This window comes from Pseudomonas sp. F01002, from assembly GCF_004402115.1.
Classification (GTDB): domain Bacteria; phylum Pseudomonadota; class Gammaproteobacteria; order Pseudomonadales; family Pseudomonadaceae; genus Aquipseudomonas; species Aquipseudomonas frigoris.
Genome location: NZ_SOPU01000032.1, coordinates 14,194 through 26,908 on the forward strand (window position 1 = coordinate 14,194; position 12,715 = coordinate 26,908).

The 12,715-nt window shown below is 60.3% G+C and carries 12 protein-coding genes; 6 read left to right on the forward strand and 6 right to left on the reverse strand.

The features are described 5' to 3' along the window. Positions 1-55 precede the first annotated feature (55 nt). Genes E3W21_RS25410 through E3W21_RS25425 form a run of 4 tightly spaced genes read right to left on the reverse strand, consistent with a single transcriptional unit; the run spans position 56 to position 3,601 of the window. Positions 56-907, reverse strand: a complete 852-nt coding sequence (locus tag E3W21_RS25410) for a ChaN family lipoprotein (protein ID WP_134422257.1) — start codon at positions 905-907, stop codon at positions 56-58. 20 nt (positions 908-927) lie between these two features. Further along, positions 928-1,695, reverse strand: a complete 768-nt coding sequence (locus E3W21_RS25415; RefSeq protein ID WP_134422258.1) for a heme ABC transporter ATP-binding protein — start codon at positions 1,693-1,695, stop codon at positions 928-930. Continuing rightward, positions 1,695-2,678: an iron ABC transporter permease gene (locus E3W21_RS25420; protein ID WP_178084153.1), complete on the reverse strand. Its 984-nt coding sequence runs from the start codon at positions 2,676-2,678 to the stop codon at positions 1,695-1,697. The genes E3W21_RS25415 and E3W21_RS25420 overlap by 1 nt, the downstream gene beginning before the upstream one ends. A gap of 50 nt (positions 2,679-2,728) precedes the next feature. Beyond that, the gene (locus E3W21_RS25425; RefSeq protein WP_134422260.1) at positions 2,729-3,601 is read right to left on the reverse strand and encodes a hemin ABC transporter substrate-binding protein; all 873 of its coding nucleotides are present in this window, start codon (positions 3,599-3,601) and stop codon (positions 2,729-2,731) included. Between the two features lie 165 nt (positions 3,602-3,766). Here E3W21_RS25425 and E3W21_RS25430 point away from each other — a divergent pair, with 165 nt between their 5' ends. Further along, positions 3,767-4,084 (forward strand): Rieske (2Fe-2S) protein, encoded by a 318-nt coding sequence (locus E3W21_RS25430; RefSeq protein ID WP_134422261.1) that lies wholly within the window; start codon positions 3,767-3,769, stop codon positions 4,082-4,084. Here E3W21_RS25430 and sfsA read toward each other — a convergent pair. Together sfsA and E3W21_RS25440 are read right to left on the reverse strand one after the other, a co-directional pair. Continuing rightward, positions 4,081-4,794 (reverse strand): DNA/RNA nuclease SfsA, encoded by a 714-nt coding sequence (sfsA, locus tag E3W21_RS25435; protein WP_134422262.1) that lies wholly within the window; start codon positions 4,792-4,794, stop codon positions 4,081-4,083. The genes E3W21_RS25430 and sfsA overlap by 4 nt on opposite strands. Continuing rightward, a complete protein-coding gene (locus E3W21_RS25440; protein ID WP_129441181.1) occupies positions 4,794-5,966 on the reverse strand; it encodes a pyridoxal phosphate-dependent aminotransferase in 1,173 nt (390 codons plus the stop codon). The genes sfsA and E3W21_RS25440 overlap by 1 nt, the downstream gene beginning before the upstream one ends. A gap of 332 nt (positions 5,967-6,298) precedes the next feature. On the opposite strand from E3W21_RS25440, the gene dksA reads away from it, so the two are divergent. The 5 genes from dksA to E3W21_RS25465 all read left to right on the forward strand — a co-directional run bounded on the left by dksA (position 6,299) and on the right by E3W21_RS25465 (position 12,479). Further along, the gene (gene dksA / locus E3W21_RS25445) at positions 6,299-6,739 is read left to right on the forward strand and encodes an RNA polymerase-binding protein DksA (protein WP_134422264.1); all 441 of its coding nucleotides are present in this window, start codon (positions 6,299-6,301) and stop codon (positions 6,737-6,739) included. Positions 6,740-6,940: 201 nt separating this feature from the next. Next, on the forward strand, positions 6,941-7,828 hold the full coding sequence (gluQRS, locus tag E3W21_RS25450; RefSeq protein ID WP_134422266.1) for a tRNA glutamyl-Q(34) synthetase GluQRS: 888 nt from the start codon (positions 6,941-6,943) through the stop codon (positions 7,826-7,828). A gap of 77 nt (positions 7,829-7,905) precedes the next feature. Next, positions 7,906-8,082: a hypothetical protein gene (locus E3W21_RS25455; protein ID WP_003176118.1), complete on the forward strand. Its 177-nt coding sequence runs from the start codon at positions 7,906-7,908 to the stop codon at positions 8,080-8,082. Continuing rightward, a complete protein-coding gene (locus E3W21_RS25460; protein WP_162247459.1) occupies positions 8,066-11,020 on the forward strand; it encodes a sensor histidine kinase in 2,955 nt (984 codons plus the stop codon). The genes E3W21_RS25455 and E3W21_RS25460 overlap by 17 nt, the downstream gene beginning before the upstream one ends. A 22-nt stretch (positions 11,021-11,042) precedes the next feature. After that, complete coding sequence (locus E3W21_RS25465) at positions 11,043-12,479, forward strand: sigma-54 dependent transcriptional regulator (RefSeq protein WP_129441175.1); 1,437 nt, start codon at positions 11,043-11,045, stop codon at positions 12,477-12,479. Positions 12,480-12,715: the final 236 nt, after the last annotated feature.

Consider the following 12,715-nt stretch of genomic DNA (forward strand, 5'->3'; position numbering starts at 1 on the left):
GTTATTTGACCCGGCTCTTGCCGGGTCTTTTTTTGCCTGGAGAAAAGTCGTTCGATCACTTGCCAAATTGCTTACGCATTTGCGCGCAGTAATCCTGGGGCGGCGTTGCAGGCGTGTACCAGACGTAATCAGCCATGGCCGGTGTGACCTCGCTGCCCTGCTCCGCCAGCATCAACACCACAGGCGCCTGGGGCTCTCCCAGATCAAGCACATGAATCGGCACGCCGACATCCTTGCGCGCATGGTAAGCGCCGGCAAACAGCAGTGAAGGCGTGGGTGCCGCCAGCAGGCGCTCGGCCATCCGTCGGTCACGTTGTTGCTGGACCGCCAGCATCGCCGGCATTTGCGATTTCGGCAGCAGACCACAGTGGGAGTCGCTGACTTGCGTCAGCAACTCGACTTTGACTGAAGCAGCGTTGGAGCGCGAACCGCTCAATGTCGGAGGATTGGCGTAAACGGCACGGACTTCAGGCGTGTCCAGATTGGCTGCCAGCAGCGGGTATGGCTGGGACAGCGTGAAGCGAACGATGGGCCCGTACAGATTCCAGTCCCAACCCGACTGCCACGCTAATGCACCGGGTAAATCCGTCGGTGGTGTCGAGGCGTGACGGACGTCATCGACGCGCAGCTGTTGATCCGGCGTGAGCATTTCCAGCAGCAGACTGCCTTGAGCTCGCCGTTCACCCAGCGACTTCAATAACCACAACTGCAGTTGATGGTGATCGCGATTGTCATGCTGCTCGCCCACGATCAGTCGTGAAGGCGACTCCAACCGCTCAACCAGCTCCTCTGCCGTCAGAGCCTGGCCGCTGCGCAAGTCCCGAATCTCGCCCACAACCGGTGGCGGAGTCGAAACATGCTGACAGGCACTCAGCAACAGCAAGGCCAGCATCAAAATCCCACGCATGTTTTCACTCCATAAAAAACTCAGCGGGCGATGATCAGCGGATGCCAACGCTCCGGGTGCTGCTGCACCAGCACTTCCAGCCCGAACACGGCCTTGAGTGGTTCCGGGCGCAACACCTGCTCCGGTGTATCGAGCGCCACAGGGCGTCCGCCTTCGAGCAGTAACAGGCGATCACAATAGCGCGCTGCCAGGTTCAGATCATGCAGGATCACCAGCACCGCTGCGCCACGATTGGCGAACTCCCGCACGGCTTGCAACGTGGTGTGCTGATGAAGCGGGTCGAGCATCGACGTTGGCTCATCAAGCAACAACGTTTGCCCCGCTTCGCCCGGCCAGAGCTGCGCCAGAACCCGCGCCAGATGCACCCGCTGGCGTTCGCCACCGGACAAGGCCAGATAGCTGCGGCCACTCAAATGCCCGGCATCGGCAGCGTGCAATGCGGCGGCAACGATCTCGTCATCGCGGACCCGACCGCTTTGATGGGGTAAGCGGCCCATGCCGACCACCTCTTCGACACGAAAGGCGAAGTCCAGGGTCGACACCTGCGGCAATACCGCCAAACGCTGCGCTCGCAACGTCCCCATCCAATCGCTCAGCTCGCGCTCGTCGAGCCAGACGCTGCCATGATGAGCCTGCAACTCGCCGCACAAGGCGCCGAGCAAGGTGCTTTTACCGGCGCCGTTAGGTCCCAGCACACCGAGGACTTCGCCTGGTTTGAGCTCAAGCGTGATGTCCGTCAGGACAATCTTTCGGCCCCTACGGATTTGCAGATTTTGCGTTCGCAACATCAGGCACGCCCTCTGAGCAATAAATACAGAAAGAACGGCGCGCCGATGAAAGCCGTGACGATCCCGATCGGCAATTCGGCCGGCGCCAGGGCCAGTCGGGCCACCAGATCGGCAAACAACAAAAGACTGGCCCCCGCCAATACTGACGCTGGCAACAGCACACGATGATCCGGACCGGCCAGCAGTCGAACCAGATGCGGCACCACCAGACCGACAAACCCGATCATCCCCGCCGCAGCCACCGCGGCACCGACACCCAGCGCCGTGCAGAACACCAACTCGCGCTTGAGCCGTTCGACGTCGATGCCCAGGTGACCCGCCTCAGACTCACCCAGCAACAACGCATTCAAGGCCTTGGCCCGGCGCGGCAGCCACAGCGCCACGCCGGCACTGATCAGCAGTAACGGCCAGAGCCGCGAATAGCTGGCGCCATTGAGGCTGCCCAGGTTCCAGAACGTCAGGGTGCGCAGCGTCGCGTCATCCGCCAGATAGGTGAACAGCCCCACGGCGGAGCCGGCCAGTGCAGTCAACGCAATACCCGCCAGCAGCATGGTCGCGACATTGGTCTGCCCGTTGCGTCGGCCCAGTCGATACACCAACGCCGTCACGCCGAGCCCACCGAGAAACGCGCACAGCGATAACAGATACGGCCCGAAGGATTCGGGCCGTCCGCCGAATACCGAGCCACCGACAATCGCAATTGCCGCGCCCAATGCCGCACCGCTGGAGACGCCGACCAGCCCCGGTTCGGCCAGAGGATTACGAAACAACCCCTGCATCGCCACACCGGACAGTGCCAATACGCCACCCACAGCCAAACCCAGCAAGGTTCGCGGCAAACGAATCTGCCCGAGGATCAGCTCGGCCTGTTCCAGCCCGTCGGGAGCGATCGGTACACCCACCAGCCGCAGGGCTGCACGCAAGGTGTCGAACAACGGCAAGCTCACCGGCCCAAGCGCCAACGACAGCCAGATAGCCACCACACACAGCAGGATCAGACCAATGAATAAAGCGCGTGGTTTAACCAGGATGGTCATTGGCCGGCCGAACCGGGGTAGAAAGCGCCAGACAGTTTTTTCAACGCCTCGGGTAGCCGCGGCCCCAAGCCCCCAACCAACAAGGTCGGATCAAGCTCCATGACTCGCCCGCCCTTGGCCGCGCGGGTCGAGGACAGGATGGGGTTCTCCTTGAACAACGCCGCACGTGCCGCATCGCCGGTCAGTGCACGATCGGCAAACACCAGCACCTCGGGATCCAGACTGACCAGGGATTCAACAGAAAAGGGTTTATAGCCGGTATGCGTGGCCAGATTGTGCCCACCGGCCCGTTGCAGCAACCAATCGGCGGCGGTGTCCTTGCCGGCGATGAGCGGTTTGCCGCCCGCGTGGCCAAGCAACAACAGCACGCCCGGCGATTTTTCCTTCAACTGCGCCCGAGTGACCCGGATCTTTTGTTGATCGAGTTGCTGTTGATACGTCTGAAACAATTGTGAGGCCTGATCTTCAGCGCCGAGTAACTTGCCCAAATGCTGCAAATTACCCTGCAAGGTCGGCAGGTCCGGCTGGGCCGAGAACAGTTCGACCTGCACGCCTGCACTGCGAACCTGCGAAAGTACCGGTGGCGGTCCCATTTCCTCGGTGCCGACCAGTATCTGCGGGCGTAAGCTCAAAATACCCTCCGCCGACAATTGCCGCTGATACCCGATGCTTGGCAATGCCTTGAGCGATTCCGGGTGCTGACTGGTGGTGTCGACACCCACCAGTTTCGATTCACCGCCCAGCGCGCTGATCCATTCCGATAAAGCACCACCGGCACTGACCCAACGTTGTGGCAACTCGGCCGCTGCGGCGTGGTGGCTGACGATGAGTCCGACACAGAGCGCAGCAACGCGGGTACTCAGGCGCATAAACAGCTTCCTTTAAGGGTTTTCCGGGCATCGAGATGACAGGCCACGTATCCTTGGCGCCTGGCATCTGTACCCGAAGGGCAAGGCGGCCATTTGATAATTGTTTGCATTTGAACGTCAAGCTCGGACATATCCAGTCACGAGCCGCAGGACTTGAGGATAGACATGAAGTTTCTTTGCGCAGGCGTTGAGCTGGCCGATGCCAGCAGTCGCGGTTTCGACATCGACGGCCAGAAGCTCTTTGCCGTGCGCCGTGGCGGCCAGGTTTACGCCTACATCAATCGCTGCCCGCACCGTGGCGTCGGACTGGAATGGAAGCCTGACCAGTTTCTCGACCCCAGCAACAGCCTCATCCAGTGCGCGACCCACGGCGCACTGTTTCTGATCGAAGACGGCGAATGCGTCGCCGGCCCTTGTGCCGGGCAGTCCCTGACCACAGTCGCCTGCCGCGAAGACGAGCAAGGGATCTGGGTCAGTCTTTAGCCGTTCAGCAACACATCCAGACGCCGATCGACCACCATTTCTTCGTGGGTCAAGTGCACGCCATAGGCCAGCACCTCAACCCCGCACGACACCGCCTCACGCAAGGCTGCGGCGTAGGCCGAATCGATTTCTTCTGCAGGACGCACAGCGTCGATGCCGGTGAGATTGACGCAATACAACTGCACCGCACGAATTCCGTCCCGGGCCAAATGCGCCAATTCGCGCAAATGCTTGGCCCCGCGCTGGGTCACCGCATCGGGAAACGCTGCCACTGAAGAACCCTCGAAGCCCAGGGTGACGCTTTTGACTTCCACATAAGCCGGCCCGCTCGGGTAATCGAGGCGAAAATCGATGCGACTGCTCTCCTGACCGTAGGCTACTTCACGTTTCAGTTCAGTAAAGCCGTTCAGTTCAGGGATGACGCCGGCTCGCAGTGCTTCTTCGATCAAGCCGTTGGCCCGCCCGGTATTCACACAAAACAAGCGCCCCTGCGGCGTTTCGCCGATTTCCCAGGTGCCGGGCAACTTGCGCTTGGGGTCGTTGGAACGGCTGAACCAGACCTGCCCGCCTTCGACCTGGCAATTGAGCATAGAGCCGGTGTTCGGGCAGTGAATGGTCAGCAACTCGCCGCTAACGGTTTCGATATCGGCGAGAAAACGCTTGTAACGACGAATCAAACGGCCTTCTTCGAGGGGAGGATGAAAACGCATCAGCCTTGCCAGCTCTTCAAGCCGCGCGCAATCCGCTCGACCGCTTCTTGTAGGCGCGGGAGACTTTGGGTGTAGGCAAACCGCACATGATGGCCGGCCTGATAACGACCGAAGTCCAGACCCGGAGTAATCGCCACGTGTTCGGTTTCCAGGAAATGTCGGCAGAACGCGAAGGCATCGCCGCCGAACTTGCTGATATCGGCATACAAGTAGAACGCGCCTTCAGGTTCAACGGCGATACCAAAGCCCAACTCTCGCAGGGCTGGCAGCAGGAAATCCCGACGACGGCCGAATTCGGCGCGACGCTCTTCCAGAATGCTGATCGTGGCCGGTTCGAAGCAGGCCAAAGCGGCGTGCTGAGCCATGCTCGGGGCGCTGATGTAGAGATTCTGGGCGAGTTTTTCCAGTTCACCGACCGCCGCTTCAGGCGCCACCAGCCAACCAAGTCGCCATCCCGTCATGCCGAAATACTTGGAAAAACTATTCAGCACAAAGGCACTGTCATCGACTTCCAGCACGCTGGCCGCATCAGTGCCGTAGGTCAGACCGTGATAGATCTCATCCACCACCAGATGACCGTGGCGCTCCTTGATCGCAGCCGACAGGCCTGCCAGCTCATCGCGGGTCAGGATCGTCCCGGTCGGATTGGCTGGCGACGCCACCAGGGCGCCGACGCTGTCGTGATCCCAATGGCGTGCAATCAGGTCCGGCGTCAGCTGATAGCGCACGTCCGGACCGACCGGCACCAGTTGCGCTGCGCCTTCCACCAACCGCAAAAAGTGCCGGTTGCACGGGTATCCCGGGTCCGCCAACAGCCAGTGCTTGCCCGGATCCACCAACAAGGCGCTGGCCAGCAGCAGCGCACCAGAACCGCCAGGCGTGATGAGGATTCGGTGCGGGTCGATGCTCAAACCGTAACGTTGCTGATAAAAGCCGGAAATGGCCTCACGCAACTCGGGAATGCCACGCGCGGCGGTGTAACGGGTCTTCCCCGCCGTCAGGGCGGCCTGGCCGGCCTGAATGATCGGCTCGGCGGTGGTGAAGTCGGGTTCGCCGATTTCCAGGTGGATCACGTCGTGGCCAGCGGCTTGCAGTTCATTGGCCCGCGCCAGCAGCGCCATGACATGGAAAGGTTCGATCGCGCGACTGCGGGCACTGTAGGACTGAGCCATTAGCTTTCCTTCAACGGGGAAAAAAACTGATTCTACCCAAGCGCAGGAACGAGCGAGAACCTAAAGCGGTCAGACCGTTATAACGCTGGTCTCAAACGACTCAAGCGTGTGTCCCAGGTTTGACTAAAATCAATAATTGATCAGGTCTCCAGCGCCACCAGACAAGGCTTTGCAATCATTTGCAAGCACAGCGGGCCACTACCTCGACATCCGGGAGTAGCGCGGTCCGATTTGATCTGGTAAGTTCGCCCGCTTGCAGCCGCAGGGCCGGCAGGTGTCGGTGATGGAGCAATCCTGCGCAATGGATTACAAGAGTAGAGGCGGTCCATTTCATGCCCACCCAAGCAAAGCAGCAAAACCAGTCGATCAGCGGCTTCGAACCCTACAAAGAAGTAAAGGGCGAGGAATACATGGGCAAGCCCATGCGCGCTCACTTCACCAAGATCCTGAATAGGTGGAAACAGGACTTGATGCAGGAAGTCGACCGTACGGTTGATCACATGAAAGACGAAGCGGCCAACTTCCCGGACCCGGCAGACCGTGCCAGCCAGGAAGAAGAATTCAGCCTCGAGCTGCGTGCCCGCGACCGCGAGCGCAAGTTGATCAAAAAGATCGACAAGACGCTGCAACTGATCGAAGACGAAGAATATGGCTGGTGCGAGTCCTGCGGCGTCGAAATCGGCGTCAAGCGACTGGAAGCCCGCCCTACCGCCGATATGTGCGTTGACTGCAAGACCCTGGCGGAAATCAAGGAAAAGCAAGTCGGCAAGTAATCTCGACTTGAACGAAAAACGGAGCGTGCGAACGCTCCGTTTTTGTTTCTGACATTCGCCTCGACACGAAACCTGTGGGAGCGGGCTTGCTCGCGAATGCGATCTGACATTCAAAATTGATGGTGTTTGACCCAACGCATTCGCGAGCAAGCCCGCTCCCACAGGGTTATTGGTGCAAGCCTGGAAAGTAACGTCGCCTTTATGACCGCCCCCACCTACATCGGGCGCTTCGCCCCCACGCCCAGTGGACATCTGCATTTCGGTTCGCTGGTCGCAGCGCTGGCCTCGTACCTCGACGCGCGCTCGGTGGGTGGCCACTGGCTGATGCGCATGGAAGATCTCGATCCGCCACGGGAAGAGCCCGGCGCTCAAGCAGCGATCCTTAAAGCCCTGGAAAGCTACGGTTTCGAGTGGGATGGTGAAATGGTCCGACAGAGTGACCGGCACGATGCCTACGCCGAAGTCCTCAATCGCCTGTTCAATCATGGCCTGGCCTACGCCTGCACCTGTTCACGCAAAACACTTGCGCCCTATCACGGGATTTATCCGGGGCTGTGCCGCAACGCCGGCCACGGCACCAAAGATGCGGCGATTCGCCTGCGCGTCCCCGAGCTGGAATACCACTTCATCGACCGGGTGCAAGGCGAATACCGCCAGCATCTGGGTCGGGAAGTTGGCGATTTTGTGATCCGTCGCCGCGACGGGCTCTACGCCTATCAACTGGCGGTAGTGCTGGACGACGCCTGGCAAGGCATTACCGATATCGTCCGCGGCGCCGACCTGCTCGACTCAACACCGCGCCAGCTCTACTTGCAAGAACTGCTCGGCCTGCCGCAACCGCGTTATCTGCATATCCCGCTGATTACCCAGCCCGATGGCAACAAGCTCGGCAAGTCCTATCGCTCGCCGCCGTTGACCGAAGATCAGGCAACCCCCTTGTTGCTGCGTGCGTTGCGCGCACTGGGGCACAATCCCGGTGCCGAACTGGCTTACGCCACCCCACGGGAAGTGTTGAACTGGGGCATCGCCCACTGGGATGCAGTGCTGATCCCGCGCACACTCAACCTGCCCGAAGCACAACTACAGTGATCACACTTGCAGTGGCGCGCCCATCCGTTACCATCGCCGCACGTTTTCGGGCACGCGCATAAAAAAGAGAGGCCGGGATGTACATCTATCGCTTGGTCCTGCTCCTGGTAGTGGGGATTTATCTGTTCTCCCCGGCCATCATGGATTGGTGGATCGACGCCACTGGCGCCTGGTATCGCCCTTATCTGCTCTGGCTGATTCTGATCGTCGTGACCTTCATCCTGCAGAGCCAAAAAGATGCCGATGAGCTTTAGCCTGACCCAGATGATCCTGATCAGCGCCGCATACCTGGCGGTGCTGTTCGGCGTAGCCTGGGTCAGCGAACGGGGCATGATCCCTCGGGCGATCATTCGCCACCCGCTGACGTACACCCTGTCGCTGGGCGTTTACGCCAGTGCGTGGGCGTTTTACGGCACGGTGGGCCTGGCCTATCAATACGGCTACGGATTTTTATCCAGCTATCTGGGCGTCTCCGGCGCGTTTCTGCTGGCGCCGGTGCTGTTGTATCCGATTCTGAAGATCACCCGCACTTATCAGCTGTCGTCGCTCGCCGATCTGTTCGCCTTCCGCTTCCGCAGCACCTGGGCCGGCGCACTGACCACGATCTTCATGCTGATCGGCGTGCTGCCGCTGCTGGCGTTGCAGATTCAGGCGGTGGCCGATTCCATCGGCATCCTCACCCGCGAGCCGGTGCAACATCGCGTAGCCCTGAGCTTCTGCGCACTGATTACGCTGTTCACCATCTTCTTCGGCTCCCGCCACATTGCCACCCGCGAGAAACACGAAGGCCTGGTGTTCGCGATTGCTTTCGAGTCGGTGATCAAACTGATCGCCATCGGTGGCGTTGGCCTCTATGCGCTGTATGGCGTGTTCGATGGCCCGCAACAACTGGAACTGTGGCTACTGCAAAACCAGACCGCCCTCGCCGCTTTGCACACGCCATTGCAGGAAGGCCCATGGCGCACGTTGCTGCTGGTGTTCTTCGCCTCGGCGATTGTGATGCCGCACATGTACCACATGACGTTTACCGAAAACCTCAACCCGCGCTCGCTGGTCAGTGCGAGCTGGGGCTTGCCGCTGTTCTTGCTGTTGATGAGCCTGGCGGTACCCCTGATTCTCTGGGCCGGACTGAAACTCGGCGCCACCACCAACCCGGAATATTTCACGCTGGGCATCGGCATCGCCGCCAATAACAAGGCCCTGGCGCTATTGGCCTATGTCGGTGGATTGTCGGCGGCCAGCGGGTTGATCATTGTCACCACCCTGGCGCTGTCCGGGATGGCGCTGAACCACTTGGTGCTACCGCTTTATCAGCCACCCGCCGAAGGCAATATCTACCGTTGGTTGAAGTGGACCCGCCGGGCGCTGATCGTCGCGATCATCATGGCCGGTTACGGTTTCTACCTGCTGCTGGGCGCGGAGCAGGATCTGGCGAATCTGGGCATTGTCGCCTTCGTCGCCACCCTGCAGTTCCTGCCGGGCGTGCTGTCGGTACTGTACTGGCCGACCGCCAACCGCCGTGGTTTCATCGCCGGTTTGCTCGCGGGGATTCTGGTGTGGCTGGTGACCATGCTGCTGCCGCTGGTCGGCAATCTGCAAGGCTTCTACATACCGCTGCTGAACATGATCTACGTGCTGGACGACACCAGTTGGCACATGGCGGCGATCGCCTCGCTGGCGGCCAACGTGCTGATGTTCACCCTGATCTCGCTGTTCACCAACGCCAGCAGCGAAGAGGCCAGCGCCGCCGAAGCCTGTGCCGTGGACAACGTGCGTCGGCCGCAACGCCGCGAACTGCACGCCGCGTCCCCCCAGGAATTCGCCACGCAGCTTGCAAAACCCTTGGGCGCCAAGGCCGCGCAGAAAGAAGTCGAACAGGCCCTGCGCGACCTCTATCTGCCATTCGACGAGCGCCGGCCTTATGCCTTGCGCCGTTTGCGCGACCGTATCGAAGCCAACCTCTCCGGCCTGATGGGGCCGAGTGTGGCTCAGGACATGGTCGAGACATTCCTGCCTTATAAGGCCGGCGGCGAAAACTACGTCACCGAAGACATCCACTTCATCGAAAGTCGTCTCGAGGATTACCACTCGCGCCTGACCGGGCTTGCCGCCGAACTCGATGCCCTGCGCCGCTACCACCGCCAGACCTTGCAGGAATTGCCGATGGGCGTCTGCTCGCTGGCCAAGGATCAGGAAATCCTCATGTGGAACAAAGCCATGGAGGAGCTGACCGGGATTGCCGCGCAGCGTGTGGTCGGTTCGCGGCTGAGTACTATTGCCGATCCTTGGAAAGAGCTGCTGCAAGGCTTCATCAATCTGCCGGACGAGCATTTGCACAAACAGCACCTGGCGCTCGACGGCCAAACCCGCTGGCTGAACCTGCACAAAGCAGCGATCGATGAACCGCTTGCGCCCGGCAACAGCGGCCTGGTGCTGCTGGTGGAAGACTTGACCGAAACCCAGATGCTCGAAGACAAACTGGTGCACTCCGAGCGCCTGGCCAGCATCGGTCGACTCGCGGCGGGCGTGGCCCATGAAATCGGCAACCCGATCACTGGCATCGCCTGTCTGGCGCAGAACCTGCGCGAAGAGCGCGAAGAAGACAGTGAACTGAAGGAAATCAGCGGGCAAATCCTGGAGCAAACCAAACGCGTGTCGCGCATCGTTCAGTCGCTGATGAGCTTCGCCCACGCAGGAAGTCATCAGCACAGCGACGAGCCCGTCTGTCTGGCGGAAGTGGCCCAGGATGCCATCGGTTTGCTGGCCCTGAACCGACGCAATTTCGAAGTGCAGTTCTACAACCTCTGCGATCCCGATCACTGGGTCGAAGGCGACCCCCAGCGGCTTGCACAAGTACTGATCAACCTGCTCTCAAACGCCCGCGACGCCTCGCCTCCGGGCAGTGCGGTGCGGGTCAAAAGCGAAGCCGGCGAACACACGGTCGATTTGATCGTGGAGGACGAAGGCAGCGGTATTCCGAAGAACATCATGGATAGATTGTTCGAACCTTTCTTCACCACCAAGGATCCTGGCGAAGGCACCGGTCTGGGCCTTGCACTGGTCTATTCCATCGTTGAAGAGCATTATGGACAAATCACCATCGACAGCCCGGCTGATGTTCAAAGCCAGCGCGGCACCCGTATCCGGGTGACCTTGCCGCGTCATGTCGAAGCGACGTCCGCTGTGAACTGAGACCGTCGAGAGTATCGAATCAATGCCGCACATTTTGATCGTCGAAGACGAAACAATTATCCGCTCCGCCTTGCGCCGCCTGCTGGAACGTAACCAGTACCAGGTCAGCGAAGCCGGTTCAGTGCAGGAAGCACAAGAACGCTTCACCATTCCCACGTTCGACCTGATCGTCAGCGACCTGCGTCTGCCGGGCGCGCCTGGCACCGAGTTGATCAAACTCGGCCAGGGCACTCCAGTGCTGATCATGACCAGCTACGCCAGCCTGCGTTCGGCGGTCGACTCGATGAAGATGGGCGCGGTGGATTACATCGCCAAGCCTTTCGATCATGACGAAATGCTTCAGGCCGTCGCGCGAATCCTGCGTGACCGGCAATCGGTGCAAGCCAGCGGTGAACCTGCCGTCGGCAAAGCCGGCAACGGCGCCGCGAAACCGGGTGTCAATAACAGCAACGGCGAAATCGGCATCATCGGCTCCTGCCCGCCTATGCAGGATCTGTACAGCAAGATCCGCAAAGTCGCGCCAACCGACTCCAATGTCCTGATCCAGGGCGAATCCGGCACCGGTAAAGAACTGGTGGCGCGCGCCCTGCATAATTTGTCCAAACGCGCCAAGGCGCCGATGATTTCGGTGAACTGCGCCGCCATTCCGGAAAGCCTGATCGAGTCCGAACTGTTCGGCCACGAAAAAGGCGCGTTCACTGGCGCCAGCGCCGGGCGTGCCGGCCTGGTAGAAGCGGCCGACGGCGGCACCTTGTTCCTCGACGAAATCGGCGAACTGCCACTGGAAGCCCAGGCCCGCCTGCTGCGCGTGCTGCAGGAAGGTGAAATTCGTCGCGTGGGTTCGGTGCAGTCCCAGAAAGTCGATGTGCGCCTGATCGCCGCGACTCACAGGGACCTGAAGAGCCTGGCGAAGATCGGCCAGTTCCGTGAAGACTTGTATTACCGCCTTCACGTGATCGCCCTGAAACTACCGGCCCTGCGCGAGCGCGGCGCCGACGTCAACGAAATTGCCACCGCGTTCCTGGCGCGGCAGAGTGCGCGGGTCAACCGCACCGATCTGAAGTTCGCCCCGGATGCCGAGCAAGCCATTCGTCATTACTCCTGGCCGGGTAACGTTCGAGAGCTGGAAAACGCAGTAGAACGTGCGGTCATCCTGTGCGAGAGCCCGGAGATTTCCGCCGAGCTGCTGGGGATCGACATCGAACTGAGCGATCTGGACGATGACGATTTCATTGGCCTGCCCCCACAACAGGGCAGCGCCGCCGGTAACAATAGCCATGAGCCGACCGAAGACCTGTCACTGGAAGACTACTTCCAGCACTTCGTTCTCGAGCATCAGGACCACATGACCGAAACCGAGTTGGCGCGCAAACTCGGTGTCAGTCGCAAATGCCTGTGGGAACGCCGTCAGCGCCTGGGCATCCCGCGGCGCAAGACCGGGGTCGCCAGCGAAAGCTGAATGTCACCTGTCTGATGCGTGGGTAACACGTGACTTCGTGAAGAAACTGTTACCTCAGATTTTTCACGTAACAGAAGCCGGGGCTTACGGTAACGAAGCCCCGGCTTTTTTTGGCCTCTGAAAACCTCACCAGCCAGCTTAACCCCTTGTTTTGCTGGGCTTCGCAAAAGTTGGCACGCACCCTGCTATATGTTTGGTACAAGAACAATAACAAGCAATGCACAAGACAATAAAAA